This is a genomic window from Actinomadura chokoriensis (assembly GCF_041463665.1).
GTDB classification, from domain to species: domain Bacteria; phylum Actinomycetota; class Actinomycetes; order Streptosporangiales; family Streptosporangiaceae; genus Spirillospora; species Spirillospora chokoriensis_A.
This window is the reverse complement of sequence record NZ_JAXCEJ010000011.1, coordinates 128670-144091: the sequence shown is the minus strand read 5'-3', so window position 1 is coordinate 144091 and position 15422 is coordinate 128670. Positions and strand designations below refer to the sequence as shown.

Below are 15422 nucleotides of genomic sequence, written 5' to 3'. Positions count from 1 at the left end.
GCCGGGCGAGCACCGGCGGCGGGACAGTGCACCGCTCCCCTCTTGGATCTCCCAGCCCGTCCCTCACGATGCGGACGAGGAATCCGAACACAGCCCGCGGGAGGACCTTGTGTCCGGTTGGCCCAGTTTTGACCGCGCCGACGATGAACGGCTGGCCCGAGCGCTGGCCGCAGGCGATCCGAGCGCGCTCATCCAGGTCATGGATCGCTACGCGGCCCGCCTGTACGACTACTGCCACGCTCTGCTGCGCGACCAGGAGCAGGCGGCCGGGGCGCTGCACGACGCGCTCATCGCCGCCTACGCGCACGTGCCCGTCCTGCGGGAGCCCGAGCGGTTCCGCAGCTGGCTGTACGCGCTCGTCCGCAACGAGTGCATGCGGCTCCTGCGCGACCCGGGTCGTCCCGCCGAGCGGCACGAGGCCCCCGAGGTCGAGGACGGCTTCCTGGACGACGCGGAGCTGGCCCGGCGGCAGGAGGCCCGCCGGCTCGTCCACAGTGCCCTGTCGACCCTGCGCGGGCGCGAGCGCGAGTCGCTCGACCTCATGCTGCGGCACGGCCTGGACGCCTTCGAGGTCGCCGGCGTCCTCGACCTGGACGAGCAGGAGGCCGCGAACCTGACCGGCGCGGCCCGCGCCCGCCTCGACGACGCGCTCGCCGCCGCCTACCTCGCCCGCACGGGACGCTCCGCCTGCCCCGACCTCGCCGCGATCGCCGGCGACGGCGGCGGCCGGCCGCTGCCGCCGCCGGTCGTCCGCAGGGTCGTCCAGCACGTCGAATCCTGCCCTGTGTGCGGGCCGCGGCGGGAACAGGCCGCGCCCGCGGCGCGGCTCCTGCAGGTGCTGCCGGTCGCGATGATCCCCAACGACCTGCGCGGGCACGTCATGGCCACCGCCACCGACGCCGCGCTGGCCCCTGACCTGGCCCACATCGCGCATCGTGCCGAACCGCTCGACGAGTGGGGCTGGCCCTACATCGTCGACCGGACGGCCAAGCAGGACACTCCCTCCGAACGACGCGGCCCGCGCGCGCTTTGGCCCGCGCTGGCGGCCGCTGCGGCGGTCATCGTGATCGTGTCGGGGGCGTTCTACGTGCTGTCCGGCTCGTCCACCGGTGGGACGAGCGCGCAGGGCCCGTCCGGGGGCGCGTCGGAGTCGGTGCTCGACCCGTCCTCGCCGCCCGAGTCCGAGGAACCGTCGGACTCGCCGACTCCCACCAAGAGCGAAACCCCGACGCCCACCCCCAGCACGACCTCCCCGACTCCGACCCTGACGCCGTCGCAGTCGCGCCGGCCGGCGTCGCACTCGTCCCAGCCCCGCCCGAGCACGAGCAAGCCGTCGGCGGGCACGCTGGTGGTCGGCGGCGGGTGCCATCTGACTCCCGGAGAGAGTTGCTCGATCCGGGTCCGCGCGGTCGGCGGAACCGTCACCTGGTCGGCATCGGCCGCGGCGCCTCTCAGCGCCGGCGGTGGCGGCACGCTCGCCAGCGGCAGGAGCGCCAGCGCCACGGTGACGCTCTCCCAGAGCTGCGAGGGGTCCGGCGCCGGTCCCGTCTCCTTCTCCCCGAACGGCAGCGTGACCGTCTCCTGGACGTGCTCGCCGGGTGATGGCCAGTCCGGCTGAGACGGCCGCGCCGAGGGCCGCGCTGAGGGCCGCTGACCTGCGGGCGTGATGTAGGCCACTTTCGTGTGACCGGGTGTCGCTCGACTAGGACAAACGATCACATGACGGGCCGAATCAGTCAGGTGATCGGCCCATAGATGAGAAATCCCAGCAACTTGGTGGCAAGATCAGGCAACCAGAGTCGGCCGACGGGCGTCGGGGCTCGCCGGGGGCACGATCTACAACACCACCGAATTCGACTGGGAGGGTTCCCGTGGCCGGTGAGCCAGGGGCCGGGCGGAACGACGACCAGAGGCTGGCGGACTCGCTGCGAGCCGGGGACGTCATCGCCCTCACCGAGGTCTACGACACGTACGCGCCGTTCCTCTTCGACTACTGCCACGGTCTGCTCCGCGACCGGGTGGAGGCGGCCGGCGCGCTCCGCAACGTCGTCATCGCGGCCCGCGAGCACGTGGACCGGCTCACCGAGCCGGAACGGCTGCGCGGCTGGCTCTACGCGATCGCCCGCAAGGAGTGCATGCGGCGCCGCGACAGCCCGAACCGCCACGTCGGCCAGGAGGCGCCGGAGGCCGACGACGCGCTGAGCCCCGAGCAGCTCGCCCGCCGCGCGGAGCGCCGCATGCTCGCGCACAGCGCGCTCGCCGCGCTCAACGGCCGGCAGCGCGAGGCGATCGACCTGTCGGTCCGGCACGAGCTGGACGAGGTCGACCTGTGCGGCGTCTTCGGGATCCCGCTGGAGGAGACGCTCGCGCTGGTCGAGAAGGCCCGCACCGACCTCGCCGCCGCCCTGCGCGCCGCCCTCATCGCCCAGAGCCACCGGGAGAGCTGCCCGAGCGTCGCGGCACTGGCCGGGTCGTGGCCGCTGACGCCGCAGGCGTCGGCGTCGCTCGTCCGGCATGTGGAGAGCTGCCCGGTGTGCGGGGCGCAGGAGACACCGCCGCTGCCGCCGGACCGGCTGCTGTCCGTCCTGCCGGTCGCGGCGATCCCCGCCGACCTGCGGCTGGACGTGCTGACCGCCGCGACCGCCGAGGACCGGGCCGGGAACCGCCGCGCCATCGCGGCGTGGACCGAGCCGTTCGACGAGTACGGCTGGCCGCTGCCCTACCAGCCGGCCGCGCCGCGCGCCCGCGACCGGTCGCCCCGCCGCCGGGGCCCGCTGCTCGCGGCCGTCGCCGTGGGCGTCGGGATCATGGTCCTGTTCGTCGGCGCCTGGTCCTGGCTGCACAGCGGGAGCGGCGGGACGAACTCCGCGGCGACCGGTCCGACGGCGCCCGGCGACAGCGGCTCGCCGGAGGACTCGGGCGTGCCCGAGCCGTCCCCGACCAGCCCGTCCCCGACGGTCAGCTCGCCGTCCCCGACGAAGTCCAGGTCGCCGTCGCCTTCGCCGTCCAAGACCCCGTCGCGGACTCCGTCGACGAAGCCCCCGACGCGGCCGACGACGCGGACACCGGTGCCGTCGCGGCCGGGCATTCTCCTGGTGTCCGGCTGCGAGATGGAGCGAAGGGACTCGTGCACGATCAGGATCACCGCGGTCGGCGGCCCGGTGAACTGGCGGGTGACCGACACCTCCGGCCCGGTCCAGGCGGGCGGCGCCGGCCGCCTGGACGCCGGGGAGAGCAGCGGCGTGCAGGTGTCGCGGGCGACCAGCTTCTGCATCGGCTCGCAGAGGGGCTCCGTGACGTTCTCGCCCGGCGGCACGGCGTCGGTGTCCTTCATCTGCTGACCGCGCCGTCCGCCGGACGGCTGGGTCCTCCGGCGGACGGGTGGGTCCGGGGGCAGGGCCGGCGGCGCGTCAGGAGAGGGAGCCGGTGTCCAGGGTGCGGTGGGCGCGCTCCAGCAGGACGGGCACGCCCGCGCCGATCTGGTCGAAGCCCTCGCCGACGGTCGCGTTCTGCAGGAAGCGGGCGTGGATGCCCTCCAGGATGACCGCGAGCTTGAAGCACGCGAACGCGACGTAGAAGTCGAGGTCGGCGAAGTCGAAGCCGGTCAGCGCGGCGTACCGGTCGGTGAACTCGCGGCGGGTGAAGAAGCCGGGCGCCGCCGTGATCGTCGCGCCGACGGGAAGCTGCTCGGCGTCGGTGGCCTCGGCCCAGTAGACCAGCGTCAGCCCGAGGTCGGACAGCGGGTCGCCCAGCGTCGACATCTCCCAGTCGACGACGGCCGCGATCTCGGGGCGCGGCTCCAGCCGGGCCAGCGCGTTGTCGAGCCGGAAGTCGCCGTGGACGAGCCGGGCGGGCGCGTCCGCCGGCAGCCGTTCGGCGAGCCGCCCGACAAGCCGGTCGTACTCGGGCAGGTCACGGGTGGTCCCGGTGCCCCGGATCGCCTCCTGCGAGCTGTCCCACTGCTTGCCCCAGCGCTTGAGCTGGCGCTCCATGTAGCCGGACGGCCGGCCGAAGTCCGCCAGCCCCACGGCCTGCACGTCGACGGTGTGGATCGCCGCGAGGGCCTCCGCGAGCGCGTTCGACAGGCCGCGCGCCTGCTCGGGGGTGATCCCCTCGGCGTCCTCGCTGGTGCGCAGGACGCGGCCGTCGACGAAGTCCATCAGGTAGAAGCGGGCGCCGATGACGTCCTCGTCGTCGCAGAACGCCAGCGTCTTCGGTACCGGCACGGCCGTCCCGCCGCCGAGCGCGGACAGCACCCGGTACTCGCGTCCCATGTCGTGGGCCGTCGGGAGGACGTGCCCGAGCGGCGGCCTGCGCAGCACGACGCGGCGGCCGCCGTCCAGGGTGATCCCGTACGTCAGGTTCGAACGCCCGCCCGCGATCAGGTCGATCGCGGTGATCCGTCCCGAACCGGGCAGCTCACGGGCCAGCCAGGCCGCCAGGCGGGGGACGTCGATGCCGGGGACCCCGGCCGGAAGTTCTGCGTCAACGGTCATGACGCCCTATTAGAACGCGGCTCGGTCCGGGCTGTGAACCCCACCCCCGTACCTGGATGAGCGCCCGTGCGCGTCCGTGCGCACCCGGGGGCGCTTCTGCGCGCGGACGCGCGTACGCGCCCGTGCGTTGTCGGCCACTTCCGGCCGCCGGCCGGCAATCGCCTACCTGACCTTCAGAATCGGCGTTGACCTGGGCGAACATGGAACTGACCGGCCGCGGACAGTCGTTTCGGCAGAACTCGCAGGAGAAAAAAGTCACGCAAGGTGGAATCTTTGGACACCCGGGGTACGCATCTGCGGCGACACCCAAGCACACAGGGCGCATCCCGGCACGGATGTCGAAAGCCGTCATTCCAGCCCATGAGACGGCAGGCTGGACTTCATTAGTCTCGCTGGGCTAAGAGAAGAGGACTAGACCATTCGGGACTAGACCGCCCGATTGGGGGGGACGCAGCGTGGCAGACGCATGGCTGCCGGGAGCCGGCCGCATGCCGGCACGACACGATGGCGGAGCGTTGCGGGGAGGTGCTCCCCGTGCCGTCTGGTGCGCGGGCGAGTACGATCCGCGCACCGTCTCAGCGCGCTCGGTGGCCGCCGACCTCGTCAAGGAGGAGCGGCCGGCGCACCTCGTGTGGCACCCCGGCACCGGCGAGATCGTCCAGCTCCTTCCGATCACTCGCGCGGCCCGGCTGCTCGGCGACAGCGTCGGCCGGGAGGGGCGCGTCTGCGCACAGATCATGGTGGTCGGCCAGTCCCGGACGCCGTTCACCGGATCGCTGCTCACCGGACTCGACGCGATCCTCCCGTGGCTGGACGCGTGGGACGTCGCTCGCCGCTGGCCCGCAGGTCCCCCGCTGCAGTCGCCGCAGTCCTACCACGCGCTGCGCAGCCGCAAGGAGTGGGCGCGCGGCGGGCACTACGGGGCCTCGCAGGTGCCGACGCTCGACCGCCCCGACCCCGGCGGCATCGACATCCGGCGCATCACCGGGCCCGACACCCCCGTCTCCATCCCGAAGCCCCGCGCCCCGGGCGCGCCCGCCGGGGCCCGGGTCCTGCCGCCGCGCCGGCGCACGCCCGACACCGTCCTCCCGCCGCAGAACGAGCCGCCGTCGCCCGCGCCGCTGCGTCCCGCCTCGGAACCGGTACCGGTCGGCCAGTCCGCCATGTCCAACTGACCGAGTCCAACTGACCGAGTCCAACTGACCGACCGCCCGCTCAGCCGGCGAGCGCGCGGACGACCTCGCAGCCCGCACGCAGTTCGGCCGTGGTCGCGGCCGAGCCATAGCCGATCACCAGGCCGGACGCGCGCGCCGGCCCCATGTGGTGACGTTCCAAGGTCTCGACCAGAACGCCCTGTTCGCCCGCTTCCGCCGAGACGCGCCGGGCCTCGGGATCCGGGACGTCCACCACCAGGTGCAGGCCCGCCGTCTCGCCGCGCAGCGACAGGCCGTCCAGCGCCCGCACCACCACCTCCCGCCGCCGCGCGTACTCGGCGCGCATCCGGCGGACGTACCTGTCGAGATCGCCCCGTTCCAGGAGGAGGCGCAGCGCGTCCTGCGGGACGACGGCCGTGCGGTCGTTCAACCGCTCCCGGCGCAGCGCCACCTCGCCCACCAGGTCCGGGCTCCCCGCCAGCCAGCCGACGCCCATGTCCGTCGTGAGGATCTTCGCCGTCGTGCCGAGATACACCACCACGTCCGGGTCGAGCCCGTACAAGGCCGGCAGGGGCGCCACGTCGAACCGGAACTCTCCGTCATAGTCGTCCTCGGCGATGAGCGCCCCGTTGCGTCTCGCCCACGCCAGCAGCGCCTGCCTGCGCGGGATGGGCAGGACGCCGCCCATCGGGTACTGGTGCGACGGCGTCGTGTAGACGATGCGGAGATCGTCGGGCAGGCCGTCGACGATGAGCCCGTGCTCGTCGACGGGACATGGCACGAGTTCCGCACCGCGCCCCTCTAGGACGGCCCGTGCCCTCCCATAGCCGGGCTCCTCCACCCCTACGCGGTCACCCGAACGGAGCACGGTCGCGGCAAGCAGATCGAGCCCGTTCGTCGCCCCCCGCGTCACAAGGAGCCCATCCAAGGGGCAGCTCACGCCGCGGCTACGCCTGATGTAGTCGGCGAGCGCCACGCGTAGTCCCGGCAGACCGTGCGGATCCTGGCGCTGCTGCGGTGGCATTCCGGCAGCCAGCCGCCATGCCCTACGCCATGCCGGTGTATCCAGCGCCCCGATCCAGGCGAGACCCGGCCGCAGGTCGATCTCGTGTGGGGCCGCAGCCCGCCGCGCTGATCTCGTCGTGGGCTTCTGCGGTCTCGGCTCAGGCGCGGCGACGACGCCTTCGGTCACGTACGTCCCGGACCCATGCCGACCGTCCAGCCAGCCCTCCGCGTACAACTGCTCATAGGCCTCGGTCACCACCGTCCGGCTGACGCCCAGCAGCTTTCCCAGCGCCCTGCTGGACGGAAGCCGCTCGCCCGCAGCAAGCCGTCCCTCCGCCATGGCCTCCCGCAACTGGCCGACGAGCTGGGCGCTCATCGGCTCCCTTGCGTCCCGGTCAACGACGAGGGGCAGATCGATCGACAAAGTGGTCTCCGGCTATACGCACCAAGTGGCCATACTGACCAGGCCACTCGCCTCCTAGCGTAAACGGCATGAACCCACTCTCTTCCACCGCCCGCACGCGCCTCCGCAGGCACCCCGAACGCTCCAGCGCCGACCGAACCGTCCTGTACGACATCCTCGACGCCGGGATGATCTGCCACCTCGGCGTCATCGTGAACGGCGCACCCCTCGTCCTCCCCACCGGCTACGGCCGCCTAGAGGACACCCTCTACGTCCACGGCTCCACCGGTGCGAGCAGCCTCATGGCAGGGCCATCCCAAGACGTCTGCGTAACCGTGACCCACCTGGACGGCATCGTCTTGGCCCGATCCGTGTTCCACCACTCCATCAACTACCGAAGTGCCGTCATCTACGGAACGCCCCGACCGATAACCGACACAGAGGCAAAGCTCATCGGCCTCCAGGCCATCACCGAGCAAATGGCCCCCGGCCAATGGGAAGTGGCCCGCGAACCCACCCGCAAGGAACTCGCCGCCGTCGCCGTACTGGCAATTCCTCTCTCCGAGGCGTCCGTCAAAGTGCGCCAAGGACCGCCCAACGACGACGAGCCGGACCACGCCCTGGACGTCTGGGCCGGCGTCCTCCCCGTCCAGCAGACGTTCGGGCACCCGTCCCCCGACCCGCTGCTGCGCCCCGGCATTCCCGTTCCGCGCCATATCGCCCGTCGCGTGACCTCTTGATTCGACCGGACTCGGTGCCCCGCGCAGTCGTCCATGGCCGTAGGGTGAATCCATGAACGAGCGGCTGGTCTGGATCGACTGCGAGATGACGGGACTCGACCTGCGCAACGACGCGCTCATCGAGATAGCCGCACTGGTCACCGATAGCGAGCTCAACATCCTGGACGAGGGCGTCGACGTCGTCATCAAACCGCCGCCGGAGACCGTGACGCAGATGACCAAAGTCGTCCGGGACATGCACACCACGTCCGGCCTGCTGGAGGCCCTCCCCAGCGGCGTCACCCTCGCCGAGGCCGAGGACACCGTCCTCGGCTACGTCCGAAGCCACGTGAAGGACGCCAAGAAGGCGCCCCTGTGCGGCAACTCCATCGCCACGGACCGGTCGTTCCTCGCCCGCGACATGCCCGCCCTCGACGGGCACCTCCACTACCGCATGGTGGACGTCTCGTCCATCAAGGAACTGGCGCGCCGCTGGTACCCGCGCGTGTACTTCGCCAGCCCGGAGAAGAAGGGCGGCCACCGGGCCCTCGCCGACATCACCGAGAGCATCCAGGAACTGCGCTACTACCGAGCCGCCGTCTTCGTCCCGCAGCCCGGCCCCGACTCCGACACCGCCCGCGGCATCGCCGCCAAGGTGTCCTCCGGCTGACCCACCCTCCCGGAACCGCTACACTACTTGGAGCCGGGACGTGCTCCCGGCCACGGTGGGTGTAGCTCAGCTGGCAGAGCACTTGGTTGTGGTCCAAGATGTCGGGGGTTCAAGTCCCCTCACTCACCCCAGGTGCGGGGCCCCGGTCATCGACCGGGGCCTTCGTCGTGTCCGGCGCGGTCCATCGACTCCCGGAGATCGTCCGGTTATGCTCCGTCCCTATACATGTCAACGACACCCCAAGGGCAACGGATGAGTGTCGACGAGACCGCCCCCCTCCGCGTCCTCGTGGTGGACGCCGACCCCCGGGTTCGCGCGGACGTGATCTCCCTCCTGGACGGCAGCGACGAGCTCCGGGTCGTGGCCGCCGCCTCCGATCCGCTGACCGCCCGCACCCTGGCCGAACGCCTGCGCCCCGACATCGTCCTGCTCGACGCGGCCTCCGCCGGCCACGCGAACCCCCTCAGCGGCACGTCCCGCGTCTTCCTCCTCTCCGACGACCCCGCCGCCGTCGAGGCGGCCCTCCGCGCCGGCGCGTGCGGCCATCTCGTCCCCGGCTCCTTCACCGCCCTCGACCTCATCCGCGGCGTCCGCGACGCGTCCCGCACCACCCTCGGCCTGTCCGCCCGCGAGTCCGAGGTCATGGACCTCATCGCCACCGGCCGCTCCAACGGCGAGATCGCCCGCCAGCTCTTCCTCAGCGAGAAGACCGTGAAGAACCACGTCAACCGCATCTACGCCAAGCTCGGCGTCAGCTCCCGGGCCACCGCCATCGCCCTCTGGCGCGGCATGGTGAGCGTCCTCCCCGCCCGGGACTGAACCGATTCGCACTGCTCCGCGGGTCCTGATACTGTTCTTCCTGTCGCCAGGGACCCCGACCACGGCCGAGGCCCCACACGACACGCGCCGTTAGCTCAATTGGCAGAGCAGCGGACTCTTAATCCGCGGGTTCGGGGTTCAAGTCCCTGACGGCGCACCCGCAACCACCAGGGCGTACCCCCGATCACCGGCGTACGCCCTGTTTGTGTTCGTTGCAATCGCCGTTGCGGTCAGGTCTCCAAAGAGCCTGGTCGAGATCGATCGGATGCAGTTTCAAGCTCACGCGCGAACACTAGCGCTCCGTGCCCGCCCGGCCGAAACCTCCGCCGCCTCCCGCAGGTCTCGACCACGATGCCGTCCGAAGGGCGGTGAAGGCGCCTCGGGTTAATCGGTCACGGGCCGCGGAGTCGTGCCGGGCTCGCTTTTGGCGGCGCTCGTCAGTCCCAGCGACCGGATCCAGATCTTGTCGAGTGTGTCGATCAGGACTTCCGCGTCGTATTCGACGCCTTCGTACGACCAGGCCATGACCACGCGCTCGACCATCAGCGTCAGGGCGTGCGCGGTGTGACGCGGGTCCAGATCGCTGTAGGCCATGCCGGCTTTCTGCCACTCGGCGATGGCGCGGGTGACTCTGCTCTGGAAGTGGTCGGCGACCTCGTCCCACTGGGCCTTCAGCCGCTCGTCCTCGTCGCGCGCCTGATAGACGGCCTGGAGAACGTGGGCGTTGCGCCGGAACGCGTTGATGTAGACCCGGTTGACTTCCCGGACGCGACGGGCGGGGTCCTGTTGCGCGCTGATGTGGTCGGCCGCGATCCCGGTCAACTCGGCGGAGATGCCCTTCATCAACTCGTAGAGCAGATCGTGCTTGGACCGGTAGTAGTTGTAAAGCGTCCCCGATCCGACCTGCGCCTCAGTGCTGATGTCGGAGAGCCGGGCGTTGTGGAAGCCGTCCCGTTCGAAGACGACGCGCGCCGCCTCGCGAAGACGCTGTGGCGTGGTCTCGCGGCGCCGGTCGACACGGGTGCGCCCCCCGCTCGCTCCGCCGGTCTTGGCGGCGGGCTCGGGCACGCTGTACCTCGTTTCGATGATCGCTGAAAGTAACGATCTTACCAGCCACCGTGAGCACGGCCGAAATCTCGTGGCTGCGCCGGGAAAAAATAGAGGTTGACCTCAATCTCAGTTTTTGGGTACTTTCAGGCCTGCGTGACGCGGTTCACACCCCCTGAGCTGCGGGCCTGCCGGTTTCACGGTCCGGGCGCATGCGAACCAGAGAGGCGAGGCCAGCGATGAACCTGGGTATGCACAAGGGCAGGGCTCTGAGGCGAGTCCTGCTGAGCGGCGGGATGGGCCTGCTGCTCACGGCCGCCGCCGCCTGCTCCGGAGGCTCCGACGAGACGTCCGACGACCCCGCCCTCACGGGCGCGCCGATCAAGGTCGGCCTGTTCAATCCGGACAAGGGCGCGGTGGCGGTCCCCGCGGTGAAGTCCGGGATGGACGCGGGCGTGAAGTACATCGCCAAGGAACTGAAGGGCGTGAAGGGCAGGCCGATCGTGGTCGAGTCCTGCTCGATCGACGGCACTCCCGAGTCCACCATCGGCTGTGCCAACAAGTTCGTCCAGTCCGGTGTCGTCGCGGCCTTCGACGGTTTCAACCTCAGCTCCAGTGCCGGTATCGCCATCCTCGAGGCGGCGAAGATCCCCCTGGTCGGCCAGATCCCGTTCGATCAGACCACCGGCAGCAAGGCGTCCGGACGCGTCTACTTCGGTGCGCCCCAGGCCTCGTTCCTCGTCGGCGCCCTGCAAGGGTTCAAGGCCGAGGGCAAGAAGTCGGCGACACTGACGCTGGTGGACACCCCCTCCTCGCACAAGACCGTGGAGACCCAGCTGAAGCCGCTGGCCGGAGCCATCGGGATCAAGGCGAACGGCCTGTACTTCTCCCCCACGAACCCGAACTTCAGCGCCCTGGCGGCCACGATCAACTCGACCAAGCCCGACGTCGCCGGCCTGATCGCCGCGCCGAACGCCTCGGTGTGCACCCAGCTGATCAAGAACCTGAGGTCGGTCGGGTACAAGGGCGACGTCTTCGTCGCCGCGTGCATGAGCTTCATCAAGTCGGACCCGGCGGCCGCCCCCGGGGCGACGCTGTACTCGTCGGTGTGGCTGCCCGGTACGGAGAAGTACGCGCCCAAGGCGGCGGCCGACAACCTCAAGGCGGCGACCAAGTACATCTCGAAGACCAGCGGTCCCGCCGACTTCTACGCCTACGCCCAGTTCGCCACCGTCGTGGACTTCGCCAAGGCACTGGCGGCCGCGCCGTCGCTCGACAACCTGACCGGGCAGACCGTGCTGTCCACGCTCAAGGGCCTGAAGGACTTCCCCACCTTCCTCGGATCCCCGCTCACCTGCGGCAAGGAGACGACGCCGAACTGCACCACGCAGATGCTCCTGTTCTCCGTGCAGAAGGACCTCACGCTCAAGCCCGTCACCGGCAACTGGATCACCCCGGCTCCGGCGATCATGGCGAACATCCCCGGCGCCAGCTGAGCACGCGAACCTTCCATGAACGATCTTCTGCAGTTCGCCGTCATCGGCTTCTCCACCGGAGCCGTCTACGCGGCACTCGGGGCGTCGCTCGTCAGCATCTACGTCGCCACCGGCATCATCAACTTCGCGCAGGGCTCGGTGGCGCTGTGGGCGGTGTGGCAGACCACCGCGCTCTGCACGAGCGGCGTCCTGGTCCTGCCGGTCGGGAGCGTCCATCTGGGTTCCGGACCGATGGACGTCTGGCCGGCGGTGCTCATCGGCGCCGCCGGCGGGCTGGTGTGGAGCCTGGTGGCGCACTACCTCGTGTTCCGTCCGCTGCGCCGGGCCCCCGCGCTCGGGCAGGTGGTCGCGTCGGTCGGGGTGATGCTGTTCATCCAGGCCCTGGTGCCACTCCGGTTCAACACCGCGACCCTCGGCACCGATCCCAGCAGCCTCCTCCCGCTCCCGGCGCTGACGTCCCGGGTGTTCACGCTCGGCGGCGCCACGATCGCGGTCAGCAACCTGATCCTGGCCGCGGCGGCGATCGGCATCGCGCTCGCCCTGGCCGGCTACTTCCGGTTCACCAGGATGGGCATCGCCACCCGGGCGGGCGCCGAGGACGAGCAGGCGCTGCGGCTGATGGGATACTCGCCGGACCGGCTCGCCGCGTTGATGTGGGGCGCGACGGGCTTCGTCTCGGGACTGATCGTGATCCTGGCGGCGCCCGCGATCGGCGGCCTGGACCCGACCAGCTACATGCTGTACGTCGTGCCCGCCCTCGCCGTCGCGCTCGTGGGCCGCCTGACGTCGATCGGCGTCGCCTGCGGCGCCGGCCTGGCCCTCGGCTCGGTCCAGCAGATCCTGCTGTTCCTGACGGCCAAGAGCTGGTGGCCGTCGTGGGCGCAGGCCGGCGTCGGCGACGCGGTTCCGTTCGTCATCGTCGTGGTGGCGCTGTTCCTGCTCGGCCGCGGCATCCCGGAACGCGGCGCCCGTGACGCCGGCGCGCAGGCGCCGGTGAAGGTGCCGCGGCTCCGGCCGCTGTGGACCGCCGCGCTGGTCGCCGGGACGGCGGTCGCCATCGTCCTCACCACGGGCCAGTGGCGCTTCAGCCTCGTGATGTCGATCATCCTGACGCTGATCGCGGCGTCGGTCGTGCTGCTGACCGGCTACCTGGGCCAGATCTCGCTGACCACGATGGCCTTCGCCGGCGCGGCCGGGTTCGCGCTCTCGAAGCTGACGACGAACGTGGGCGTCCCCTTCCCGCTGTCGATGCTGCTGGCGGCCCTGACCGCGACCGCCCTCGGGATCGTGGTCGGCGTACCGGCGCTGCGGATCCGAGGGGCCCAGCTCGCGGTGGCCACCATCGCGGCGGCACTCGCGATCGAGAGCTTCGTCTTCAGCAACCCGGCGCTGACGCCCTACACGGGCAATCTGATCGCGGATCCGTCCCTCTTCGGATTCTCCCTGGCCGTCCGCGAGGGCACCGACCTCATCACGCTGCGGTTCTCCTTCATGGTCCTCGTGATCGTCGCGGTGCTTCTGATCGCCATGACGCGGCTGCTGTCCGGGGCCACCGGGCGGGCCTTCCTAGCCGTACGGTCCAACGAACGCGCGGCGGCCGCGGCGGGCGTGAACGTCCCGGCGGTCAAACTGCTCGGCTTCGCGCTGGCGTCGTTCCTGGCCGGGATCGGCGGATGCCTGATCGGCTACAGCCGGGGCCAGCTCTCGGCCGCCTCGTTCACCGTCCTCGTCGGCCTGGCCGTCCTGGCGACCACCTACGTCGGCGACATCACCCGTGTCTCGGGCGCGATCCTCGCGGGCATCGCCGGACCGCTGGGGCTGCTGTACCTGGTGTTCACCCAGACGATCGATCTGGGCCAGTACTACACGCTCATCGTGGCGGCCGCGATGCTGCTGCGTGTCGTCGTCTTCTCGCCGCACCGCGGTGCCGTCCCCGAATGGCTCCTCGTCCGGCGGGCCCGGCGGGCCCCCGCACAGCCGCCGGCCGCCGCCCACGCAAAGGAGTCCGCCGATGCCCGGTGACCCGAGCCCGCTGCTGCTCACCCGCGACATCTCCGTGCAGTACGGAGGCGTCCGGGCCAACGACGACGTGTGCATCGACGTCGGCGCCGCGGAGATCGTCGGCCTGATCGGGCCCAACGGCGCGGGGAAGACCACCTTCGTCGACGCCGTCACCGGCTTCGCGCCCCACACCGGCACGATCGAACTCGACGGCGTCCGGCTCGACTCGGTTCCCGCGCACCGGCGTCGCCGCATGGGCCTCGCCCGGACCTGGCAGTCGGGGGAACTGTTCGCCGACCTCACCGTCGCGGAGAACCTCGCCGTCTCGGTCGATCCACCCGGGTTGCGGGGCCTGGTCTCCGACCTCGGCAGACGCCGGAAGCGGGCCGAGGAGGACATCCAGAAGGCCCTGAGCCTGGTGGGCCTGGAGGCGATGGCCGGGCGCCGCCCGGACGAGCTCTCCCTGGGCCGGCAGAAGCTCGCCGGCGTGGCACGGGCCCTGGTCGGCTCCACCCGCGTGCTGCTGCTCGACGAACCCGCCGCGGGACTGGACACCGAGGAGAGCGCCGAGTTCGGGGAGGAGCTGCGCCGGATCGCAGCCTCCGGTCCGGGCGTCCTGCTGATCGATCACGACATGACGCTGGTTCTCGACGTCTGCGACCGGGTCTACGTCATGGACTTCGGAAAGATCATCGCCTCGGGCACGCCGAGCGACGTCAGCAGCGACGCCCAGGTGATCGCCGCCTACCTGGGAAGCCCGGTGACCCCGTGACCGAGACGATCCACGCACTGGAGATCAGCGGCCTCAGCGCCGGCTACCGCGGGGTCCCCGCCGTCCGTGACATCGACCTGCGGGTCGCGGCCGGATCGATCCTGGCGCTTCTCGGCCCCAACGGCGCGGGGAAGTCCACCACGTTGCGCGCGGCCGCCGGTCTGCTGCCGGCCCTCGGCGGGACGGTGACCGCCGCCGGCTCGCCCGTCACCGGGAGCGTCGAGCGCGCCACCCGGTCCGGGCTCTGCCTGATCCCGGACAATCGGGGAGTCTTCCACCGCCTGACCGTCGCCGAGAATCTCCGGCTGGCCAAGGCGCCGGGCGGCGCCGGCCCGGCACTCGACCGGTTCCCGCAACTGCGGCCCCTGCTGAACCGGCGCTGCGGTCTGCTCTCGGGAGGGGAACAGCAGCTCCTCGCGATCGCGAAGACCCTGCTGCTCCGGCCGAAGGTCCTGCTCATCGACGAGATGAGCATGGGACTTTCTCCGGTCGCCGTACAGCAGATCCTGCCGGAGCTGCGACGGCTCGCCGACGAGGACGGCACGGCGATCGTGCTCGTCGAGCAGCACATCGACCAGGCGCTCAGCGTCGCCGACGAGGCGGTCGTGCTCCACCACGGCCGGGTGGTGCTCACCGGCCAAGCGGCTGATCTCCGAGAGGACCGGGATCGGATCCAGCGAGCCTATTTCGGAGACAAGGAACATTGACACGGCCTTAGACACTCGGCGGCGGGCGGGTGATCGGCTCGCCGGGTCACGTGGCGACCGAGCAGGCCAGATGCGGACAGGGCGGCACGGCTCGGCAGCCGAGTAACGAGCTACCCCCGCGCTCTTCCGGCCT

At 71.2% G+C, this 15422-nt stretch carries 13 protein-coding genes and 2 tRNA genes; 12 read left to right on the top strand and 3 right to left on the bottom strand.

The features are described from left to right. Positions 1-109 precede the first annotated feature (109 nt). Positions 110-1618 carry an RNA polymerase sigma factor gene (locus tag SM418_RS19005; protein ID WP_371942330.1) on the top strand — a complete coding sequence of 503 codons (1509 nt, stop codon included), beginning with the start codon at positions 110-112 and terminating at the stop codon, positions 1616-1618. A 253-nt stretch (positions 1619-1871) separates the two neighbouring features. Beyond that, complete coding sequence (locus SM418_RS19000; protein ID WP_371942331.1) at positions 1872-3341, top strand: RNA polymerase sigma factor; 1470 nt, start codon at positions 1872-1874, stop codon at positions 3339-3341. A 69-nt stretch (positions 3342-3410) separates the two neighbouring features. On the opposite strand, the gene SM418_RS18995 is transcribed toward SM418_RS19000, so the two are convergent. After that, positions 3411-4496, bottom strand: a complete 1086-nt coding sequence (locus SM418_RS18995; RefSeq protein WP_371942332.1) for a phosphotransferase family protein — start codon at positions 4494-4496, stop codon at positions 3411-3413. A gap of 488 nt (positions 4497-4984) precedes the next feature. On the opposite strand from SM418_RS18995, the gene SM418_RS18990 reads away from it, so the two are divergent. After that, positions 4985-5671 carry a hypothetical protein gene (locus tag SM418_RS18990; RefSeq protein ID WP_371942333.1) on the top strand — a complete coding sequence of 229 codons (687 nt, stop codon included), beginning with the start codon at positions 4985-4987 and terminating at the stop codon, positions 5669-5671. Positions 5672-5711: 40 nt separating this feature from the next. Here SM418_RS18990 and pdxR read toward each other — a convergent pair whose 3' ends face one another. Then, entirely contained in the window at positions 5712-7031 is a 1320-nt protein-coding gene (pdxR, locus tag SM418_RS18985) for a MocR-like pyridoxine biosynthesis transcription factor PdxR (RefSeq protein ID WP_371942334.1), read from the bottom strand. 116 nt (positions 7032-7147) lie between these two features. Here pdxR and SM418_RS18980 point away from each other — a divergent pair, with 116 nt between their 5' ends. From SM418_RS18980 to SM418_RS18960, 5 genes are all read left to right on the top strand, one after another. After that, positions 7148-7798, top strand: a complete 651-nt coding sequence (locus tag SM418_RS18980) for a pyridoxamine 5'-phosphate oxidase family protein (protein WP_371942335.1) — start codon at positions 7148-7150, stop codon at positions 7796-7798. A 52-nt stretch (positions 7799-7850) separates the two neighbouring features. Continuing rightward, on the top strand, positions 7851-8447 hold the full coding sequence (gene orn, locus SM418_RS18975; protein WP_371942336.1) for an oligoribonuclease: 597 nt from the start codon (positions 7851-7853) through the stop codon (positions 8445-8447). 55 nt (positions 8448-8502) lie between these two features. Then, positions 8503-8578, top strand: a tRNA-His gene (locus SM418_RS18970). 121 nt (positions 8579-8699) lie between these two features. Then, on the top strand, positions 8700-9266 hold the full coding sequence (locus SM418_RS18965) for a response regulator transcription factor (protein WP_371942337.1): 567 nt from the start codon (positions 8700-8702) through the stop codon (positions 9264-9266). 84 nt (positions 9267-9350) lie between these two features. Then, a tRNA-Lys gene (locus SM418_RS18960) sits at positions 9351-9423 on the top strand. Positions 9424-9650: 227 nt separating this feature from the next. Here the strand turns inward: SM418_RS18960 and SM418_RS18955 are convergent. Continuing rightward, a complete protein-coding gene (locus SM418_RS18955) occupies positions 9651-10334 on the bottom strand; it encodes a TetR/AcrR family transcriptional regulator (protein WP_371942338.1) in 684 nt (227 codons plus the stop codon). A gap of 218 nt (positions 10335-10552) precedes the next feature. Here SM418_RS18955 and SM418_RS18950 point away from each other — a divergent pair, with 218 nt between their 5' ends. From SM418_RS18950 to SM418_RS18935, 4 genes are read left to right on the top strand one after another with little or no spacing between them, the layout of a single operon-like run. Beyond that, positions 10553-11809: an ABC transporter substrate-binding protein gene (locus SM418_RS18950; protein ID WP_371942339.1), complete on the top strand. Its 1257-nt coding sequence runs from the start codon at positions 10553-10555 to the stop codon at positions 11807-11809. A 15-nt stretch (positions 11810-11824) separates the two neighbouring features. After that, positions 11825-13831 (top strand): ABC transporter permease, encoded by a 2007-nt coding sequence (locus tag SM418_RS18945; RefSeq protein WP_371942340.1) that lies wholly within the window; start codon positions 11825-11827, stop codon positions 13829-13831. After that, a complete protein-coding gene (locus tag SM418_RS18940) occupies positions 13821-14582 on the top strand; it encodes an ABC transporter ATP-binding protein (RefSeq protein WP_371942341.1) in 762 nt (253 codons plus the stop codon). Before SM418_RS18945 ends, SM418_RS18940 begins: the two co-directional genes overlap by 11 nt. Then, on the top strand, positions 14579-15289 hold the full coding sequence (locus SM418_RS18935; protein WP_371942342.1) for an ABC transporter ATP-binding protein: 711 nt from the start codon (positions 14579-14581) through the stop codon (positions 15287-15289). Before SM418_RS18940 ends, SM418_RS18935 begins: the two co-directional genes overlap by 4 nt. Positions 15290-15422: the final 133 nt, after the last annotated feature.